At 71.4% G+C, this 18,660-nt stretch carries 23 protein-coding genes; 14 read left to right on the plus strand and 9 right to left on the minus strand.

The window, feature by feature from the left end; genetic code table 11:
• Window positions 1-423: 423 nt before the first annotated feature.
• The 4 genes from VM242_06220 to VM242_06235 all read right to left on the minus strand — a co-directional run bounded on the left by VM242_06220 (window position 424) and on the right by VM242_06235 (window position 2,661).
• On the minus strand, window positions 424-1,326 hold the full coding sequence (locus VM242_06220) for a tyrosine-type recombinase/integrase (GenBank protein ID HVM04747.1): 903 nt from the start codon (window positions 1,324-1,326) through the stop codon (window positions 424-426).
• Window positions 1,327-1,472: 146 nt separating this feature from the next.
• Entirely contained in the window at window positions 1,473-1,880 is a 408-nt protein-coding gene (locus VM242_06225; GenBank protein ID HVM04748.1) for a type II toxin-antitoxin system VapC family toxin, read from the minus strand.
• Complete coding sequence (locus VM242_06230) at window positions 1,877-2,059, minus strand: hypothetical protein (GenBank protein HVM04749.1); 183 nt, start codon at window positions 2,057-2,059, stop codon at window positions 1,877-1,879. Before VM242_06230 ends, VM242_06225 begins: the two co-directional genes overlap by 4 nt.
• A gap of 446 nt (window positions 2,060-2,505) precedes the next feature.
• Window positions 2,506-2,661 carry a hypothetical protein gene (locus tag VM242_06235; protein HVM04750.1) on the minus strand — a complete coding sequence of 52 codons (156 nt, stop codon included), beginning with the start codon at window positions 2,659-2,661 and terminating at the stop codon, window positions 2,506-2,508.
• 185 nt (window positions 2,662-2,846) lie between these two features.
• Between VM242_06235 and VM242_06240 the strand changes: the two genes are divergently transcribed.
• The 7 genes from VM242_06240 (at window position 2,847) to VM242_06270 (ending at window position 7,343) form a co-directional block, all read left to right on the plus strand.
• On the plus strand, window positions 2,847-3,278 hold the full coding sequence (locus VM242_06240) for a tyrosine-type recombinase/integrase (protein HVM04751.1): 432 nt from the start codon (window positions 2,847-2,849) through the stop codon (window positions 3,276-3,278).
• Window positions 3,279-3,451: 173 nt separating this feature from the next.
• Window positions 3,452-4,048: a DUF6431 domain-containing protein gene (locus VM242_06245; protein HVM04752.1), complete on the plus strand. Its 597-nt coding sequence runs from the start codon at window positions 3,452-3,454 to the stop codon at window positions 4,046-4,048.
• Between the two features lie 131 nt (window positions 4,049-4,179).
• A complete protein-coding gene (locus VM242_06250; protein HVM04753.1) occupies window positions 4,180-4,743 on the plus strand; it encodes an AAA family ATPase in 564 nt (187 codons plus the stop codon).
• Entirely contained in the window at window positions 4,740-4,916 is a 177-nt protein-coding gene (locus VM242_06255; GenBank protein HVM04754.1) for a hypothetical protein, read from the plus strand. The genes VM242_06250 and VM242_06255 overlap by 4 nt, the downstream gene beginning before the upstream one ends.
• Before the next feature lie 64 nt (window positions 4,917-4,980).
• Window positions 4,981-5,208, plus strand: coding sequence for a tyrosine-type recombinase/integrase (locus tag VM242_06260; GenBank protein HVM04755.1), 228 nt, complete (start codon window positions 4,981-4,983; stop codon window positions 5,206-5,208).
• Window positions 5,205-6,683: a tyrosine-type recombinase/integrase gene (locus tag VM242_06265; protein HVM04756.1), complete on the plus strand. Its 1,479-nt coding sequence runs from the start codon at window positions 5,205-5,207 to the stop codon at window positions 6,681-6,683. Before VM242_06260 ends, VM242_06265 begins: the two co-directional genes overlap by 4 nt.
• Window positions 6,684-7,130: 447 nt before the next feature.
• Window positions 7,131-7,343: a hypothetical protein gene (locus VM242_06270; GenBank protein ID HVM04757.1), complete on the plus strand. Its 213-nt coding sequence runs from the start codon at window positions 7,131-7,133 to the stop codon at window positions 7,341-7,343.
• A gap of 234 nt (window positions 7,344-7,577) precedes the next feature.
• Here the strand turns inward: VM242_06270 and VM242_06275 are convergent, their stop codons facing one another.
• Complete coding sequence (locus VM242_06275; protein ID HVM04758.1) at window positions 7,578-8,801, minus strand: PP2C family protein-serine/threonine phosphatase; 1,224 nt, start codon at window positions 8,799-8,801, stop codon at window positions 7,578-7,580.
• 639 nt (window positions 8,802-9,440) lie between these two features.
• Between VM242_06275 and VM242_06280 the strand changes: the two genes are divergently transcribed.
• From VM242_06280 to VM242_06295, 4 genes are all read left to right on the plus strand, one after another.
• Entirely contained in the window at window positions 9,441-10,109 is a 669-nt protein-coding gene (locus VM242_06280) for a hypothetical protein (protein ID HVM04759.1), read from the plus strand.
• 156 nt (window positions 10,110-10,265) lie between these two features.
• Window positions 10,266-11,933 (plus strand): ABC transporter substrate-binding protein, encoded by a 1,668-nt coding sequence (locus tag VM242_06285; protein HVM04760.1) that lies wholly within the window; start codon window positions 10,266-10,268, stop codon window positions 11,931-11,933.
• Window positions 11,930-12,895 (plus strand): ABC transporter permease, encoded by a 966-nt coding sequence (locus VM242_06290; GenBank protein ID HVM04761.1) that lies wholly within the window; start codon window positions 11,930-11,932, stop codon window positions 12,893-12,895. Before VM242_06285 ends, VM242_06290 begins: the two co-directional genes overlap by 4 nt.
• Window positions 12,896-12,902: 7 nt before the next feature.
• Window positions 12,903-13,793, plus strand: a complete 891-nt coding sequence (locus VM242_06295) for an ABC transporter permease (protein ID HVM04762.1) — start codon at window positions 12,903-12,905, stop codon at window positions 13,791-13,793.
• A gap of 28 nt (window positions 13,794-13,821) precedes the next feature.
• Here the strand turns inward: VM242_06295 and VM242_06300 are convergent, their stop codons facing one another.
• Window positions 13,822-14,121: a hypothetical protein gene (locus VM242_06300; protein HVM04763.1), complete on the minus strand. Its 300-nt coding sequence runs from the start codon at window positions 14,119-14,121 to the stop codon at window positions 13,822-13,824.
• Between the two features lie 496 nt (window positions 14,122-14,617).
• Here VM242_06300 and VM242_06305 point away from each other — a divergent pair, with 496 nt between their 5' ends.
• A complete protein-coding gene (locus tag VM242_06305; GenBank protein ID HVM04764.1) occupies window positions 14,618-15,529 on the plus strand; it encodes a carbon-nitrogen hydrolase family protein in 912 nt (303 codons plus the stop codon).
• A 52-nt stretch (window positions 15,530-15,581) separates the two neighbouring features.
• On the opposite strand, the gene VM242_06310 is transcribed toward VM242_06305, so the two are convergent.
• Both VM242_06310 and VM242_06315 read right to left on the minus strand, forming a co-directional pair.
• Complete coding sequence (locus tag VM242_06310) at window positions 15,582-16,241, minus strand: HAD-IA family hydrolase (GenBank protein HVM04765.1); 660 nt, start codon at window positions 16,239-16,241, stop codon at window positions 15,582-15,584.
• A gap of 55 nt (window positions 16,242-16,296) precedes the next feature.
• Window positions 16,297-16,818, minus strand: a complete 522-nt coding sequence (locus tag VM242_06315; protein ID HVM04766.1) for a macro domain-containing protein — start codon at window positions 16,816-16,818, stop codon at window positions 16,297-16,299.
• Between the two features lie 91 nt (window positions 16,819-16,909).
• Between VM242_06315 and VM242_06320 the strand changes: the two genes are divergently transcribed.
• A complete protein-coding gene (locus VM242_06320; protein HVM04767.1) occupies window positions 16,910-17,191 on the plus strand; it encodes a WhiB family transcriptional regulator in 282 nt (93 codons plus the stop codon).
• Between the two features lie 49 nt (window positions 17,192-17,240).
• Here the strand turns inward: VM242_06320 and VM242_06325 are convergent, their stop codons facing one another.
• Window positions 17,241-18,101: a hypothetical protein gene (locus tag VM242_06325; GenBank protein ID HVM04768.1), complete on the minus strand. Its 861-nt coding sequence runs from the start codon at window positions 18,099-18,101 to the stop codon at window positions 17,241-17,243.
• A 20-nt stretch (window positions 18,102-18,121) separates the two neighbouring features.
• On the opposite strand from VM242_06325, the gene VM242_06330 reads away from it, so the two are divergent.
• Window positions 18,122-18,660 (plus strand): LLM class flavin-dependent oxidoreductase (locus VM242_06330; GenBank protein HVM04769.1); only part of this gene is annotated, 539 nt, incomplete at its 3' end.

Here is an 18,660-nt window from a genome sequence, read left to right on the forward strand (position 1 = left end):
CGGTCGCCGTCCGGGATCTACTGGAGGAGGTGATGGCGCCCGAGGAGTGATCTGCCTACCATCACCAACGACCCGCTCCGGGCCTCGGGACCACCGACACTTTCGGTGATCGCGGACCTACATTTTCAGCGATCCGCGACATGGTCATCACGCTCAACGGTCGCGCCCTCGCTGACCCCACCTACGAGGCTGTCGCGTCTCAGCCGGATGACTACGTCGTATGGCGGCTCGTCATCTACTGCGCAGACGAGGGCAGCGCTACACCCGGCGGGCCAGCGACGCCGCCGTCGAAGCGGCCCGCATCGCCCTCAAGTCTCGGTAACCGTCCGGTAACGCTCGCCTCGTGGTGCGAACGCTGGCCCTTAGAAGCTGCAGACCGACCATCCGAAATCGCCCCGTCGCGAGCGTTACCTCATCGTGTGGCTACGAGGCGCCGGCGATGAAGGCGGTCACGACGTAGCTCGCGTGCCGGTCGAGATTGTGCCGGGCCCGGTCATACCGGGTGGTCGTCCGGGGATCTGCGTGACGGGCGGCAATCTGCACGTCCCGCAGCGGCACGCCAGCGTCGAGGCAAGCTGTGATGAAACTGTGCCTCAAGGAGTGGGGGGAGATGTGCTTGGTGATCCCCGCCGCCTTGGCCAGCCGCCGCACGATTCCTGTCGCCGCGTGGCGGTTGAGCCGCCGCCCCGAGCGGGCCAGAAGCAGCGGCCCGGACCGGCGCTCGCCGGCGGCCAGGTCGAGGGCCCGGGCGATTCGCGGCGGCAGCGGGATGACAGCGAGCTTGGCGCCCTTGCCGAGCACGGTGACGATGCGGTGGCCGCGCTCCATGCCGAGGTCATCGACGTCGATCGAGCAGGCCTCGGCGACCCGCAGGCCCAGCAGGCCGAGCAGGCAGGCCAGGGCGTGGTCGGTGGGGCTGCCCGCCGCCCCGCAGGCGATGAACGCCCCCAGCTCCATGCGGTCGAGCCCGAGGGTGGCCGACTCGGTGCTGATCTTCGGCCGACGGAGGAACTCGGCGGGCGAGTGGGGGATCAGGCCGTCGACCACGGCGAAGCGGTAGAACCCGGTGACGGTGGACAGGCGCCGACCGACGGTGGCCCTGGCCAGGCCGCGTTCCTCCATCGAGCGGGCCCACAGCTCGAGGTGGCCACGGCGGGCGGCGAAGACGTCGAGGTCCTGGGCGGCGCACCAGGAGAAGTACTGACGCAGGTCGGTGGTGTAGGCGCTGCGGGTGGGACCGGAGTAGCGGGACAAGAAGCCGGCGATGGCGAGGCGGGCCTCGTCGAACAGCGGCGGGACCGGGATGGCGACGGCGGTGGCGGACATGGGAACCTCCTTGGTGCGGTTGTCTCCATCGCGTCACCGCAGTGGGCTCTTCGGTACGCGGGATGCGCCGGCGGTCCGGGCGACCCGACTCCGCGGGCGACCCTGGGCCTCGGAGGCCCGCGATCGGGCCGCGCCGCGAGTTGAAATCAGCTTCCGGGAGGCAGACGCAGCACTCTGACCGGCAGGTTGGGCGTGTTCGCCAGCTTGTGGTCGTCGGTGACGAGGTCGGCGGCGAGGTGCTCGGCAAGTGCCACGTAGAGGCCGTCGGCGAAGGTGACGCTTGCCCGACGGCGCCAGGCGTCAGCGAACAGGCCGCGAACCTGGGTCACACGCAGGGGCCAGGCCATCAGCTCGTCGATGGCAGTGGCGATCTCCGTCGGTGTGAGGATGGCGTTGAGGTCCCACCGGCGAAGCACGGCGCCGCACTCGACGTAGAAGACCTCCGGAACCCACGGGACAGCATCGGCGGGCAGCAGCGTCCGTAACGCCCGTCCCCTGATCGTGTCGGCCACCAACTCGACGCCTGCAGAGGCATCGATGACGACCGGGGTCACGCCTCCCCAGCGGTTCGGATCTCCGCCAGGGTCTCGGCGGCAGTGATCCCGGGATCAACCGGCTCGCCGACCTGACGGCGGTCTAGCCACGCGGTGAAGGACTCCGGTGTCACCTCATCGTCGGGGTTGAGGACAACCACTGCGGGGTCCGACGGGAAGTCGCCGGCAGCACGGGCCACGTTCCAACTTTACCGGCCCTCGGGCCCAGCGCTCGCGGTCATCGTGACAGTCCTGGCTGGCCCGCGTCTCGGTACAGGGGCGAACTCGCCCTTCGGCGCTGGCGGTTCCCCGCACGTCCAGCGCAGAACCGCCAGTTATCTGGAGTCGGTTGGGCTGCGTCCATCACGTGGAGCACGGGCCGTCTTTCCTTCGTCGTAGACGTGTTCTCTGGAGTGGTGTCGCCGACGGGACCCACGTAGCGGGCGGCTGCTAGCGTACGAACACTTGTTCCCCTTTGAGGAACCGACCGAAGGGGAAGCCGCATGCTCGTTCATCGTGTGGTGATGCCCGTCAGCGGGTCCGAGTCATGGACGGTGGTGGGCGTCGACGGTGCTCCCTTGGCGCCGGTCGAGGACTACCTCGCGTTCCTCGCCTCGCTCGATCGGTCACCGAATACCGTGCGCGCCTACGCCACCAGCTTGAAGCTGTGGTTCGAGTTCCTTGACGGCGCCGGGAGCGGGTGGGCCGACGCCGGTGTGAACGAGGTCGTCCGCTTCGTGGCCAGCCTGCGCTCGCCGGCGGGCAACGTCATCGTGCTCGACAACGGAGTGGGCGTGCGCACGGCCGCGACGGTGAACCGCCACCTGGCAGGGGTCTTCGGGTTCTACGAGCACCACGCTCGCGCCGGCGTGGCCCTCGCCGCCGACCTCGTCGCCTGGCGCCGGGTGAGCCGGGGCTCCTACAAGCCGTTCCTCCATCACGCCACCCAGGGCAAGGCCGTTTCGCACGAGGCCCATCAAGTTGGCGGTGAACCGGCGTCTGCCCCGCAGCCTGGCCGCCGAGCAGGTCGTGGCGATCCTGGCTGCCTGCGAGCACCAGCGCGACCGGTTCTTGTTCGCCCTCCTGGCCGAGACGGGTATGCGGGTGGGCCAGGCCCTGGGTCTTCGCCACGCCGACTTCGTGAGTCGGCGACGGGAGCTGCACATCGTGCCCCGTGCCGACAACGCCAACGGCGCCCGGGCCAAGGTGGCGACCACGGCTGTGATCCCGATCTCGGCCCCCCTCGTGCGCCTGTACTCGGACTACATGCACACCGAGTACGGCGGGTGTGACTCCGACTACGTGTTCGTCAACCTGTGGGGCGGCCGGCGTGGCCATCCGCTGACCTACGCCACCGTGCACAAGCTGGTGGCGCTGCTGCGGGCCCGGTCCGGCGTCGAGTTCACGGCCCACTGTTGAGCGACACGCTGGTTGAGCACGGCGGGCCCGTCTGGCGACACTGAGCCTCAGGACGCCTCGGCAGGACGCTGTGCTTGCGGTGTCGTTGGCGTGACGACAGCGTGAGGACGTCCTGTTCGCGCAAGGACCCCCCCGCTGTTCTCTAGGCCGAGCGCACGAGGGGGTCCTCCGTGATGCCGGAGGGCATCGTGCTCATCGTAGAGAACGACCCGGAGCGGGTCGAGACTGACCTCGCGGCGGGGCTGGTGGCCTGCCCGCGGTGCGGCGGGCGTCTGGCGTGCTGGTCGTTCGCTCGGCGCCGGACGCTGCGAGGCGAGGCAGGCCCGTTGGTGGTCCGACCGCGCCGTGGTCGGTGCCGCTCGTGCCGCTCGACGCACGTGTTGTTGCCCGACGTGGCCCTGCTGCGCCGGGTGGACGCCGCCTCGGTGATCGGCCGAGCGCTGATGGACGCTGCCGCCGGAGCGGGCCACCGCCGCATCGCCGGCCGCCTCGCCCGGCCGGCATCGACGGTGCGGGGTTGGCTGCGCCGGCTGCGCTCGGCAGCGGCGCGCATCGCCGCCCACTTCGTCGCCTGGGCCGCCCGCCTCGATCCCAACCTGGGCCCGGTGGCGCCGGCCGGGAACGCCCTCGCCGACGCGGCCGAGGCGATCGGGGTGGCGGCCCGGGCGGCGTCGTTGCGACTCGGTCCCCGCTCCGCGTTCTCGTGGATGTCGGCGCTGAGCGCAGGCCGGCTGATCTCCAACACCAACTCACCCTGGTTGGCGGCCTGATCCTCGGCCACGGTGCGCCGGGCTGGCGCTCGGCAGGCGGGCGTAGCGGTGAGACGAGGAGGTTGGGCCGATGAGCGATCGAGCCACCGAGGTGGCGCTGTTCCGTTACGCGCTGATCCGGCAACCCGGCCATCGGCGCCCGCGGGCTCTACACCACCATCGTCACCCGCCTGGGCGGCGTTCCGCGGTTCCACAAAGCGGCGCTGATCCCCCAGGCCGCCGGCGCCCTGGCCGCCGAAGTCACCGAGCGGGGACGGCGCGTCGTCCTGGTGGTCGACGAGGCCCATCTGCTGGCCGCCGACCAGCTGGAGGAGCTGCGGCTTCTGACCAACGCCGAGATGGACTCGGCCTCGCCGTTCTCGCTCGTCCTCGTCGGCCAGCCCACCCTGCGCCAGCGTCTGCGCCTCGGCTCCTTCGCGGCGTTGGATCAGCGCGTCAACCTCCGCTACGCCATCCCGCCCATGAGCCGGCCTGACACCGGCGAGTACCTCGGCCATCACCTGCGCCTGGCCGGGCGCTCGGACACTTTGTTTTCCGACGACGCCGTCGCCCGCATCCACAAGGCGTCACGGGGGCTTCCGCGGGCGGTCAACAACCTGGCCGTCCAAGCCCTCATCGCCGCCTACGCGGCCGACGCTTCGATCGTCGACGACAAGGCGGCCCGCACCGCGGTGACGGAGGTGACATCGGAGTGATCGACGACGACATCGCCGTCCAACACGTCACCATCGCCCTTGAGCTACCGGGCGGGCCCGGCACCAACACCGTCGTCCTGCACACGGTGCTCACCGTGCTCGACCGCCTCGAGCACGACGGCCTCCGTCCCTACCGGACGACTGTCGAGATCACCGAACAGCCGACAGCCTGAGCACGACGAACGACAACACGAGGACCGGCGGCGACACCATTGGCATCACAGGTCCTGACCGAGCGTGTCGCCGCCGTCCTTACCCTGGCTGTCGGGCAACACCCACATGCTGCGCCACACCCACGCCACCGAGCTGATCCGCCAAGGCGTGCCCATCGAGGTCGTCGCCCGGCTCCTCACCCACCGTTCGTCGACCACCACCAGCCAGACCTACGTGCACCTCGATGTGGCCGACGTGCGGGCCGAGTTGGCCCGCTGCGGCGTGTGGGCCGACTCGCAGGCCGCTCGATGAGCCCGGCCGGGACGGGAGGGGCGGCGCGGGCGGAGCTGGTCGTGCTGGCCGGCGCCGGGACGGCGATCGACGACGCCTACGCCAGCGACTGGTGGGACCCATGCCTGCTCGGCGTCGACGCCCGGCGGGGCGACAACCGTCCTCGCTTCGACACCATCGTTCAGCCCTGGCTGCGGGAGGCGGCCAAGAGCTGGTGTCGGTTCCGCCTCGCCACCGGATGCGCCTTCGGGACCGTGGTGGTGGGCGCCTCCTCGCTGTCGCGCTTCTCCCGCTTCCTGCACCGACGCCATCCAGGCGTGGCCGGAGGCCCGGGCCTCACCCGGTCGGTCCTGGTCGACTACCTGTCGTGGCTGGCCTCCAGCGACTGGTCCATCACCACCCGGTTCATGTCGCTCACCACCCTGCGGGTGTTCATCGACCACTCCCGCCGCCACGGCTGGCTGCCCGGGCTGGCCGCCGACGCCGTCATCTACGAAGAGGAGCTGCCCCGGCGCACCGAGGCGGTGCCGCGCTTCATCCCCGAGTTCGTGATGACCCAGCTCGAGTCGGAGTCTGCTCTGGCCGTGCTGGCCACGCCGACGTTGCGCAACCTGGTCGTGGTGTTGATGGAGACGGGCCTGCGCTCAGGGGACGCCTGCGAGCTCGTCTTCGACCCCATGCTCGACGACAGCGTCGGCTGGCCGTGCCTGCGGTTCAACAACTCCAAGGTGCGGATCGAACAGCTCATCCCGTTGAGCGCCAAAGCAGCGAGCGCCATCCGGGCCCAGCAGGACCTCGACCGGGCGAGATGGCCGGCGGGCACGCCGTGGTTGTTTCCGGGGCTGCTCGACAACGAGGACGGCTCCAAGCCCTACGCCCGGGGAAGCCTCAGCGCGCAGCTGCGGCGTTGGCAGGCCGCCATCGACCTGCGCGACGAGGCCGGCGAGTCGGTGCGCGTCAACGCCCATCGCTTCCGCCACACCGTGGGGACGAGGCTGATCAACGCCGGCGTCCCCCAACACGTCGTCCAGAAGCTGCTCGGCCACGCCAGCCCACGCATGACCGGCACCTACGCCGCCCTGCACGACTCCACCGTTCGGCAGGCGTTCGACCATTACCAGGCGCAGCGGGTGGACACGGCCGGCAAGCGCGTCGCCTACGACCCCGACGCCACGACGGCCAGTGCGGAGTGGGTCAAGCACAACTTGGCCCGCATCCGCGACACCCTCCCCAACGGCTACTGCGGTCGGCCGGCCCAGCAAGACTGCCCGCATCCCAACGCCTGCCTCACCTGCCCCGACTTCCAGACCACACCGGAGTTCCTCGACGTTCATCGCCGCCACGCCGGCGCCAACCGGACCCTCATCGCCACTGCCGACTCCAGCGGCCAGTTCCGGCTCGCCTCCAATCTTCGGATGGTCCAGGACAGCCTGGAGCGGATCATTCCCGCCCTCGAGGCGATCGAGGACGCCGACAGGCCCGACCATGGGCACTGACAACACCCGCTACCTGGTGGAGGCGGCCGCCGCTCGCCACCGGTCGACCATGCGCCGTGCCCGAAAGACCATCGAGCGTCTCGACCGCCGAGGCGACTCCATCACCTTCGCGGCGGTGGCGAAAGCGGCGGGCGTGTCTCGTGCGCTGGCTGTATCGCGAGCCAGAGGTCCGAGCCTCGATCGTCCGCCTCCGCTCCACCGGGCGGACGGCGGTGGCCCCGGCACCCTCGGCGCAACGGGCGACGCTCGATTCGGTGCGTCAGCGCCTCGACGCCACCCGTGAGGAGATCGCCCGTCTGCGGGCCGAGAACGCCCTCCTCCGCGACCAGCTGGCCCGGAACCTGGGTGAACGACGGGCCGAACGTTGAGTCCCGGCTCCCTTCGCCGGCCGCTCCGTCAACTGCAGTTGATGCCCCCGTCGTCACCGACATGACCGAGGGCTCATCCTTGGACCGGGTCGCCGCCCTGCACCAGGAGGTTCGCCGGCTCAACCATCAACTCGAGGTCGCTATCCACGCCGCCGTCGAGGACGGCCAGTCGTGGGCTGCGATCGCTCGTGTTCTTGGTGTCACTGCACAGGCGGCGCACAAGCGTTACCGCTGGATCCGCTACAGCTCGGTGACGGACCAGATCTGGCGTGAGCCGCCGCTACCGGGCTGAGCACCGGGTCGGCGGCTGAGGGAGGCTCGTCGTTGACATGTCTACGACGGCCTGCGCCTTGTCCTGCAACGGCTTCTCCATGACGACTCCAGATAACGCCAGTTCTGCGCTCCCGAGAGCGCTACCTCGGAGCCGGGGCGCCCCGTGCGGGCGCCCAGGTCGTGCCGAAGGTCGCGTCGGGCACGTGCACGGGCACTGAAGGCCGAGGTCGCAGTATCCCTTGGGGCAGCTCCGCTAGGGGTCCGTGGCCCGTGCTCGACTTGCGCCGGCAGTTGCGTGTCGGCGGCCCTGCGGTCCGTACCAGTCGAGGCAGAGAACCGTAGCGTCGTCCCGGAGTTTGCCCCCGGTGGCGTGCAGCACGTTCGCGGCCAGCTCACGGACGATCTCCCGCGGATGCCGTGGAGCGGTGACTTCGAGCGTCTTCTGGATGTCGACAGCGCCGGCATTGCGTTCAAGGAACCCGTCAGTCAAGAACAGGAGCCGATCTCCCGGTTCAAGCTGCACCAGATGTGTGCCATAGGCGGCGTGGGTGATCCCCAGAGGCGGGTCGGCGTCGACGTCGACGAGCATGCCAATCCCGTTCCGGAGTCGGAACGGCGGTGGGTGGCCGGCGTTCACTATCTCCAGTCGACCGTCAGCCAGCCGAATGCGTAGGAGGAGCCCGGTCACGAACTGATCGGCTCTGCTGCCCTCCAGGAGGGCTGCGTTCGCGAGCGCGGCCTGCTCGCTCGGAGACGCGAGGGTGCGGCGGCTGTTTCGGAAACTGCCAACCGTCAACGTGGCGAGCAAGGCAGCGGGAGTCGAATGCCCCATGGCGTCAGTGATCGACGCGTACAGGTACTCGCGGCCGATGGAGTAGTCGAAGGTGTCGCCGCCGACGTCGCTCGCCGGCTCGAGCCAGCCCGCGAGGGTAAAAGCGCCCGCTTCCACGGAGTACGAGGCTGGTAGTAGCCGTCGCTGGATCTCAGCAGCGAGGGAGAAGGGGATATCTCTCTGCGCCCACTCGAACAGGTCGGTATGCCTGCGGGAAGCGATCAGCACGTACGCCAGCGCATGCGCTGCGGATTCGAGGAACTCAACGACGCTGTCCTCTGGGTGGTGCGAAAGCGTCAGCTCGACCATCCCGATGGTGTCCCCCCGCTCCGTGACAGGAACGAGGACGTCCCAGGCGGTGCCCGCCGGACAGACGTCGAGCTCCTGGCTGAGCATGACCTTCTCGTAAACACTGCCGGCCAGGGGGATCGACTCCGTCCGCTCGTTCCTGCCGTCTCGCAACTCGTCGGACACGGTCACGTGTGACATACGGACCACTGCGTCGCCTGAGAAGTTCGCGATGAGCAGCCCCACTCGGGTCGCGCCGACCATGCGACCGAGCTCTTGGCCCACGACGTCGATGGCGTCGACAGGGGGCGCAGCCTCCGCTGCCGCCAGCAGATGCCGGAGGTCGAGTTTTGCCACGGCGCCACCATCCATCCGAACTACTCTACGAAATAGTCGCGATCTCCTGTGAATTTGCGCTGGCTTGCAGAGGCCTTACCCGTAGGCGCTCGTGCCGACGCTGTCGGGAGACGCCGATCGGGCCGTGAGGTGCCGACGTGTGATGCTTCAACCGTTCGGTATCGCTCAGCGTGGGCGTCGACGCGCGGAGCCGCGCTGGCAGCGCATAACGCCCCCGTATCGGACGGCTCCGGCGGCTGCCCAGGTCGGGCGCTGTCGGTTCGGATGCCATGGGCTGCAGGGCCCGACCGCGCAAAGAGGCGGTTGCGGCGCCGGGTCAGATCGCCACGTCAGGCGCTCGGCGGGGGAGTGAGCGCCGTTCCGAGCGGTACCTTCCGAGCGGCTCGTGCTGCTCGCCGTGGGCGGGAGGACTCCGACGGGAGCGCCTCAGGCGGCCAACGCGAGCGCGTTGCCCTCGTCAGCGGGCTACAGCGTCGGTACCAATCTCGGGGTAGTCCCTCGCGGGCGCACCGGCGGGTGACGGTCCTCCGCCGACGTGCCGTCCGTCCCCCGCCGAAGAGGACCTTCGCCTCGGGCGCACGACCTCCCGTCTCCGTACGTTTCGGGGCAACGAACGAATGACGATCAAGGAGCCATCCGATGAAGACCCTCACCACCTCGCGCAAGGCACCAGTGCAGCCCGAACCGCTCGCCGCCGAGCCCGTCATCGCGCTCAAGCGGCGCACCATCGACAGCGTGCTCATCGCCGTCGGCGCCGTCCTCACCGCCGCGCTCATGGTCGCGGGGGCACTCCTCGCGTGGGGCGCGGACTTCGCGGCCGACTACGTGGACGACGAGTTGTCGTCCCAGAAGATCACCTTCCCGCCCGCTGCCGAGCTCCGTGCAGAAGGTCGTGCCGACCTGCTTCCCTATGCCGGCAGGACCGTCAACACCGGGACCGAAGCCGAGGCGTACGCCAGCTTCATCGACGGCCACCTGCAGAACATCGCCGACGGCGCCACGTACGCCGAGCTCGGTGCGCCGGAGTCGGCCGCCAAGGACGCGGTGAAGGCGGCCACCGCCAGTGGGGCCGACGCAGCCACGATCGCCGCCCTCCAGGGCAAGGCCGACGCCATCTCCGGCCAGCGCAACTCCCTGTTCAAGGGCGAGACGCTCAGGGGGCTGCTGCTCACGGCCTTCGCATGGGCGACCGTCGGCCGGATCGCCGGCTACGCAGCGTTCGGGGCGTACCTGGCCGGAGCCGTCATGCTGGTCCTGGTACTCCTCGGCCTGCGCCACCACCACAAGGTGATGGTGCGACAGAGCTGATCGACCAGCTCCGGTCGAGTGACGAGGCAGCCCGGCCCGGGCTGCCTCGTTCGCGCGTACGACGCCGCCCGCTGGACGACCTCCTCGGCGGGAGGCCTACCGCGGGTATCGGCGATATGGTCGGAACGACTGCCCACCGACCCAAGGACGGTTCCGATGTCGTCACGTGGAAGGTTCGCCCGGACGCCGATGGTCGTCGGCCTGGCCCTCTCGCTCGTGCTGGTGGGATGCGCCGCCGACGACGACGACGAGGGGGCGGGGGGTGACACGACGACCACCGCCGCCGAGGAGGAGCCGGTCCGGGGCGGCAGCCTCGTCGTAGCCCTCTCGGCCGACCCCGGGCACCTCAACCCGGCTATCACGACGTCGGGCACCACCCACCCGGCGTCGGAGATCCTCTACAACGGCCTGGTCTCCGTCGACGACGACCTCGAGGTGCAGCCGGAGCTGGCGGACAGCTGGGAGATCACCGAGGAAGGCGCCGTCTACACCTTCAAGCTCCACGACGGCGTGACGTGGCACGACGGGACGCCGTTCACGTCGGCCGACGTGAAGTTCACGTTCGACGAGATGCTGCTCAAGCTGCACGGCCGGACCCGGGCCTCGGTGGGGCCGGCCCTGGGCGCCATCGAGACGCCCGACCCGGGCACGGTGGTGTTCCGGTTCAAGCAGCCGTACGCGCCGCTGCTTCAGCAGCTGGACGTCACCGAGGCGCCGATCCTGCCGAAGCACAAGTACGAGGGGAGCGACCCCAACACCAACCCGACCAACACCGCTCCGGTGGGCACGGGGCCGTTCAAGTTCGTGTCCTACACCAAGGGCTCGGAGATCAAGATGGAGCGGAACCCCGACTACTTCAAGGAAGGGCTCCCGTACCTCGACGAGATCATCACCCGCATCATCCCCGAGCAGTCGGCCCAGGTCCTCGCCCTCGAGCGCGGGGAGGTCGACTGGATCTCCATCCCGGGCGGTCCCGAGTTCGCCCGGCTCGAGTCCTCGCAGGACATCGAGGTCACCCGTACGGCGTGGAACCCGGGCGGGTCGAACTGCATCATGACGATGAGCTTCAACCTGGACCGGCCCGTGCTGAAGGACGTGAGGACGCGCACGGCCATCGCGTCCGCCCTCGACCGCCAGCAGTTCCTGGACCAGATCCTGTTCGGTGTCGGCAAGGTCGCGGAGGCACCGATCTCGAGCGGCATCCCGTGGGCTCACGACGCCGACAGCGGCCTCCCGACGTTCGACAAGGCGAGGGCGGAGCGGCTCCTCGACGAGGCCGGCTGGGAGCGCCAGGGCGACGGCGTGCGGGTGGCGACCGGCGTCGAAGGAGTGCCGGACGGCACCCGGTTCTCCATCGACTTCCTGCACTTCCCCACCTTCGCCAAATACGGCGAGCTGGTCCGCCAGCACCTGGGCGCCGTCGGCATCGAGGTCACCCAGAAGCCGCTGGAGCCGGCTGTGTTCCCGGACCCCGTGTTCAAGCAGCGCGCCTACGACACCAACGTCATCTCCTACTGCAACGGCTCCGAGCCCCAGATCGGCGTCCGGCGGATGTTCCACTCGACGCAGATCAACGCCACGCCGTTCACCAACGCCGCCGGCTACCGGAACCCCGAGGTGGACCGGCTCTTCGACGACGCCGCCGGCGAGGTCGACCAGGCCGCTCGCGGGCGCATCTACAAGCAGATCCAGGAGATCGTGGCCAAGGACCTGCCTTACGTCTGGATCGTGGAGACGGAGGGCGGCCGCGCCTACCGCGCCGACTGCACCGGCTTCAAGTTCCAGAACGGGCTCTTCGCGGAGGCGGCGTACTGTAAGGCGTGAGCCTCCGCTATCTGCTGAGGCGCCTGGCCCAGGCGCTTCCGACGATCGCCGGCATCGTCATCGTCACGTTCGCTCTCGTCCACCTGGCTCCCGGTGACCCCATCGTGGCCCTGGCGGGCGAGAGCGGCGACGAGTCGCACTACCGCTTCATGCGCGCCAAGTTCGGGCTCGACCGGCCGCTGCCCTCGCAGTTCGCCACCTACGCCGGCAACGTGCTCACCGCCGACCTGGGCACGTCGTTCGTCCACGGCCGCCCGGTGTTCTCCGTCATCGGCCAGCGGCTCCCGGCCACCTTCCTGCTCATGGGCACGGCCCTGGTGGCGTCGAGCATCCTCGGCATCGCGCTGGGCGCCCTGGTCGCCCGTCGGCCGGGCGGCGTGGTGGACCTGGGCGTCACCGTCGGAGCGTTGATCGGTTACGCGGTACCGGTGTTCTGGCTGGGCCAGGTGGCGCTGCTGACGCTGGCGTTCCGCCTCGAGTGGTTCCCCCTCTCGGGGATGACCGACGCCCGCGCCGACCACACCGGCCTCGCTGCCGTCATCGACGTCGCCCACCACCTCGCCCTGCCGGCCATGGTCCTCGCACTCTCCGAGCTGGCGCTGATCACCCGCCTGACGCGCGCCGGGCTGCTCCAGGAGCTGGGGAAGGACTACGTGCGCTTCGCCCGGGCCAAGGGGCTGGCGTCGTCGCGGGTGACGGTCCGCCACGCCCTGCCCAACGCGCTGCTGCCGGTGATCACGGTGATCGGCGGCCGCCTCGGCTTCTTGTTCGCCGGCGCCGTCCTGATCGAGACGGTGTTCGCGTGGCCGGGCGTCGGCCAGCTCCTCCTCAGCGCCATCCGCACACGCGACTACCCGCTCCTCATGGGCGTGTTCCTGCTCGTCTCGTTGACCGTCGTCGTCGCCAACCTCCTCACAGATCTTCTCTATGCCCGCGTCGACCCGCGCATCCGCTACCACTGAGCCGGTCGTGGCTCGACGCCGCGGGAGCTGGCACCAGCTCCGGCGATCGCCGACGGGCGTCACCGGCGTCGTGCTCACCGTGGGCGTCGCGCTCGTCGGCGCCTTCGCCGGGACGCTGGCGCCGAGCGATCCCTTCACCACGGTGGGCAAGCCGTTGACGGGCCCGTCGACGGCGCACCTCATGGGCACCGACGACCTCGGCCGCGACGTCCTGAGCGGCGTGCTGCACGGGATGCGCACCTCGACCATCGTGGCCACCGTCGCCGTCCTCCTGGCCGGCTTCATCGGCGTGTTCGTCGGCGCCGTGGCCGGCTACTGCGGCGGGCGGGTCGACGACGTGCTGATGCGGATCACGGAGGTCTTCCAGGGCTGCCCGAGGTTCTTCCTCGCCATCGTGGCCGTCGCCCTCCTCGGCGCCGGGCTGGACATCGTCATCCTCGTGCTGGGGCTCACGTCGTGGCCGATGCTGGCCCGGGTCGTGCGGGCCGAGTCGCTCTCGTTGCGCGAACGCGAGTTCGTGGAGGCGGCCCGGGCGCTCGGGGCGTCGGGCCCGCGCATCCTCGTCCGCCACGTGCTCCCGTCCGTGCTGCCGGCCGCCTGGGTGGTGATCTCCCTCCTCGCTGCGAGCGTCATCCTCCTGGAGGCCAGCCTCTCCTACCTCGGCCTCGGCGACCCGAACGTGATGAGCCTCGGGTACCTGGCCAACAACGCCCAGGGGTTCATGAGGTCGGCGTGGTGGATGGCCGTGTTCCCGGGGCTGGCCATCGTCGTGGCCGTGCTCGGGCTGAGCCTGGTGTCGGACGCGGTGGGCGACGTGCTCAATCCGTTCCGGCCCCGCCGGCGCACCGACGACGCGGCGCGACCGGTGGGCGAGCCGGCCATCGCCGTCGACCGCTGACAGCCGGGGAGCCCGACGTCGCAGCACCTCAGCCGGCGCGCCCCTCCTCGAGGAGGCGGAGCAGCTTCGTCGTCGTCGTCCAGCTACGGATGGTCATCCGCCGGTACTCGGGCGTGCCGACGACGGCGGACATGCGGCTCTGGGCGCGGCGGGCGCTGAGGCGGGCGAAGTAGACCACACCGCGGCCCGGCCAGGCCTGGTCGACACCCTCCCTCGTCGCCACGACCCGCATGGCCTTCCCGCTCGTCAGCGGCGCCTTCAGGAACACGACGTCCGAGTGGTAGGTGCCGGGCTGCGTGCCGAAGCCCTCCGGAGCCTTCTCGACCACCTCGCGGAGCTTGGCGGTGGGACCGCACCACGACGGTGAGCGCCACGCCGAAGCGCTGCTCCAGCATCGCCTCCACGGCGTCCTCCAGCGACGGGCGCGGCGCGTCCGACCCGAACAGCACGTTCCCGGAGTGGATGTAGGTCCTGACCGCCTCGAACCCGGCCGCCTCGAAGGCGGCCCGCAGGTCGGCCATGGCGACGAGGTTGCGACCGCCGACGTTGACGCCCCGGAGGAGGGCGACGAATCGACCCCTTGCCACGCCGCGAACCGTAGCGATGGGCGCGGGCGCCGATGCGCACCAGCCCGTGCGAAGCGACCACCGTGAGGACCACCGACACGGCGAGCTCCCGTGCAGGCGTGTCGCCGAGGAGCGTCCGGGCCGGCACGACGAGCGGGGCCGGTCCCGCCGACCACGGCGAGCTGTCGCGTTCACCTCCCGCCCCGGCAGGCACCCCGTGCCGGTGCCCGGTTGCGTCGGCCGAGTACGTTCGTCGCCGTGGCGGAGTTCAACACGGTCAGGGTGGCGGCGGTGCAGGCGACACCCGTGATCCTCGACGCCGAGGCCACCGTCGAGAAGGCGATCGGCCTCGTCGACGAGGCGGCCGACGACGGCGCCACCTTCGTCGCCTTCCCCGAGTGCTTCGTGTCGGTCTACCCCAGCGGCGCGTGGGCGGCGCGCGCCGCCACCTGGGCGGAAGGCTGCGACGAGCTGTGGGCCAGGTTGTGGGACTCCAGCGTCGACGTCGCCGGGCCCCACGTGGCGACGCTGGCCGAGGCGTGCGCCCGGCGCGGCGTCCACCTCGCCATCGGGGTGAACGAGCGGGAGGACGCACGGCCGGGCTCGCTCTACAACTCGCTGCTGCTCATCGGCCCCGGGGGCCTCCTCCATCGCCACCGCAAGCTGATGCCGACGATGCACGAGCGGGTGTTCCACGGCGTCGGCGCCGGTGACGATCTCGACGTCACCGAGCTCCCGACCGTCGGCCGGGTCGCCGGCCTCATGTGCTGGGAGAACCGCATGCCGCTGGCCCGATGGGCGCTGTACCAGGGCGGCCCTCAGATATGGCTGGCGCCGACGGCGGACGACAGCGACGGCTGGATCGCGTCGATGCGCCACATCGCCATCGAGAGCGGCGCCTTCGTCGTCAGCATCCCGCAGTACATCCCGGCGTCGGCCTTCCCGACGGACCTGCCGCTCCCCCTCCCGGAGGGCGTGGACGTCTTCGGGCGCGGAGGGGCGTGCATCGTCTCGCCCACCGGCGAGGTGGTGGCCGGGCCGGTGTACGACCGCGAGGCGATCGTCTCGGCGGACTGCGACCTCCGCCAGGCCCTCCATGCCAAGCGGTACTTCGACGTGGCCGGCCACTACGCCCGAGCCGACGTCCTCGCCCCCGAACGCAGGTCATGAGCCGGGCCGGGCGCCGCGAACACCGGCGGGGCGCCTGACGCGGGCACCGCCGTCACCGGCCGTTCGACAGCGCCTCGAGGTCGGCGACCCGCACGCCGGCCAGCGTCTCCACCCGCAGGTCGGCGGCGGACAGGTCGAGGTGGCGGGTGATGGGCCCCGGCACGGCGACGCAGCCCAGCCCGGCCGCCTGGGCCGCCGTGATGCCGTTGAGCGAGTCCTCGACGGCCACCGCCTCGTCCGGCTCGACGCCGAGCGCTTCGACGGCGCAGCGGTACAGGTCGGGCGCCGGCTTGGCCGGGCGGGTGCCGTCGAAGCAGTGCAGGCCGGTGAACCGGTCGGCCAGCCCCAGGCGGCGGAGGTGGCCGTCGACCCAGGAGACCGGCGAGCTCGACGCGATGGCGACCCGCACGCCGCGCTCCCGGCAGTCGTCGAGGAGCTCCGCCACACCGGGAAGGACGTCGTTGGCCGCGACCAGCCCGCGGTGGAGCGACCGCCGCCGCTCGTCCACGGTGACGCGGTCGACCGGGACGCCGGCGCGGGCGACGAGCTCGGCCATGGGGTCGAAGGCGCCGACCGTCCCGATGCAGCGCGCCCACTCGTCGAGACCGAGCTCGACGCCGTGGTCGGCCCACACCCGGTGCCACGAGACGTACTCGGGCTCCTCGGTGTCGAGGATCACGCCGTCGAAGTCGAACACGACGGCCCGCAGCACGACCGCGGAGCGTATGTGCGTACGTGCCCGGCCGGCGGGACCGGCGACCGGCGGCCTACGAGCCGGCCGTCGCCTCCAGCTCCCGGCGGTAGAGCTCGTACGTCGCCTCGTCGAATGCCACCAGGCGGATGAGCTCGACGCCGGTGGGCGTGGACCGCAGCGTCCGCACGGCGACCCTGGCCGCCTGCGCCGGCGGGTAGCCGAAGATCCCGGTGGAGATGGCCGGGATGGCGATGGACCGGGCGCCCAGCTCGTCGGCCACCTCCAGGCTGCGGCGGTAGGCGCTCGCCAGGCGCAGCTCCTCGCCGAACCCGCCGCCGGTCCACCGGGGCCCGACGGCGTGGATGATCCACCGGGCCGGGAGCGCGAAGCCGGGGGTGGCCTTGGCCTCACCCGCCTTGGCCCCGCCCAGGGCGGCACACGCGGCCTGCAGCTCCTCGGCGCCGGCGGCCCGGTGGATGGCGCCGCAGACGCCGGCGCCGTCGCTCAGCTGCTCGTTGGCGGCGTTGACGATGGCGTCCACCTCCTGGGTCGTGATGTCGCCCACTACCGGCTCGATCCTCGGGACGGCGGTCATTTCGAAATCTCCGTTTGCTTTGTGGCCCCGGCGGGGCAATGATGACAACGTTGTAATTACATCGGTGGCACGCCGGTGAGAGGGGAGCCCGATGGACCGACTGTTGCGGGCCCTCGGCGATGCCGAGGTGATGACCTGGCAGGACCAGGCGAACTGTATGGGGGTCGACCCCGACCTCTTCTTCCCTGAGCGGGGCGCGTCGACGCGGGAGGCCAAGGAGGTCTGCCGAGGCTGCGTCGTCCGCGAGGAGTGCCTGGAGTACGCGCTGGTCAACAGCGAGAAGTTCGGCATCTGGGGCGGCATGAGCGAACGGGAGCGTCGGCGCCTGCGCCGGGCGCGCACGCTCGCCCGCCGGTCGGGGGCGGCGTCGTAAGGCGCCGCCCCGCTCCGCCCCCGGGCCCCGCCAGCGACGACCACGACCGTCACTGACGGGGCCCGGACCGGGAACCTCCCCCGAGGCCCGCCCGCTCCAGGCGGGCCTCGATCGTCCGGGACGGGGCCAGGTCGAGCGCCGACCACCGCTCGGGCGGGACGGCGTCCAGCACGCTCGCCGGCACCAGGCCCACCAGCTCGGCACCGACCACCGCCGTCCCCACCTCCGCCGCGCACTCGGCGACGGCGTCGTAGGCGTCGGCCGGGCCCACCGCCCGCGGGTCGACCAGGTTGCACGACACCTGGGCGCGTCCGCCGACGTCGAGGCCGAGCGACCGCACCGCGGGACCGCGGGCCCGGCGGGCGACGGCGCGGGCGGTCGCCACCGGGGCGTCGGCCGCCAGCCACAGGTTGTAGGCGACCAGCACCGGCCGGGCCCCGACGGCAACGGCACCGGCGGTGGGGTGGGGGAGCGCCGGCCCCGTGTCGGGGGGGAGCGGACCGAACGCGCCCCGCCGCACGTCGGGCAGCGACCGCTCGGGGCCGTAGACGAAGCAGGGGACGGCGAGCTGCTCGGCCGCCCAGCGGGCGAAGCGGTCGCGGGCGGCCACCGCGTCGGCCATCGTCGCCCGGCCGAGCGGGACGAACGGGACGACGTCGACCGCCCCGAGCCGCGGGTGGGCGCCCACATGGCGGCCGAGGTCGATGCGGGCGACGGCCTCGACGGCGAGGCGGCGGGCCGCCTCCTCGACGCCGGGCCCGGCCAGGGTGAGCACGCTGCGGTGGTGGTGCGGGTCGGTGTGGACGTCGAGGAGGGCGGGGCCGGCGGCCGCCGCCAGCGCCTCGAGCACGGACGCATCGCGCCCCTCGCTCACGTTCACGACGCACTCGAGCACGCTCCACGCTGGCACGCCGCTCCTACGCTTCGCCCGTGGACGTCGGCCTCGCCCTCCCGCACTACGACCACTCCGTCCCCGGGGAGCGCCCGCTGCGCTGGGAGACGGTGCTGCGCTGGGCGGCGGCCGCCGAGGGCTCCGGCCTGGGTTCGGTGTGGATCTCCGACCACCTGTTCCTCTCGCTGGAGCGCTGGGGCGTCGCCCCGGCCGACGGCGCCCCCGGCGAGGTCGAGGGGTTCGAGGCCCTGTCGACCCTCGCCGCCCTCGCCCGGGTGACGACCCGGGCCCGCCTCGGCACCCTCGTCCTGTGCCCCCACCTGCGCCCGCCCGGCGCCCTGGCCAAGGCGCTGGCGACGATCGACGTGGTGAGCGGGGGCCGGCTCACCGTCGGGCTGGGGGCGGGGTGGTTCGAGCCGGAGTACGCCGCCGCCGGCCTGCCCTTCCCGCCCGCCGGCGCCCGGGTCTCGCGGATGGCCGAGACGCTCGAGGTCCTCCGCCTCGCCTTCACCGGCGAGCCGTTCGACTACTCCGGCGAGCACCTGCGCCTGGAGGGCATGGTCTGCCGGCCCCGCCC

The organism is Acidimicrobiales bacterium, assembly GCA_035540975.1.
Taxonomy (GTDB): domain Bacteria; phylum Actinomycetota; class Acidimicrobiia; order Acidimicrobiales.

Excerpts from the sequence above, each read along its gene's own strand:
- VM242_06220 (HVM04747.1), bottom strand. The coding sequence starts at position 1,326 with ATGTCCGCCACCGCCGTCGCCATCCCGGTCCCGCCGCTGTTCGACGAG.
- VM242_06245 (HVM04752.1), top strand. The coding sequence starts at position 3,452 with ATGCCGGAGGGCATCGTGCTCATCGTAGAGAACGACCCGGAGCGGGTC.
- VM242_06265 (HVM04756.1), top strand. The coding sequence starts at position 5,205 with ATGAGCCCGGCCGGGACGGGAGGGGCGGCGCGGGCGGAGCTGGTCGTG.
- VM242_06280 (HVM04759.1), top strand. The coding sequence starts at position 9,441 with ATGAAGACCCTCACCACCTCGCGCAAGGCACCAGTGCAGCCCGAACCG.
- VM242_06285 (HVM04760.1), top strand. The coding sequence starts at position 10,266 with ATGTCGTCACGTGGAAGGTTCGCCCGGACGCCGATGGTCGTCGGCCTG.
- VM242_06315 (HVM04766.1), bottom strand. The coding sequence starts at position 16,818 with ATGACCGCCGTCCCGAGGATCGAGCCGGTAGTGGGCGACATCACGACC.
- VM242_06320 (HVM04767.1), top strand. The coding sequence starts at position 16,910 with ATGGACCGACTGTTGCGGGCCCTCGGCGATGCCGAGGTGATGACCTGG.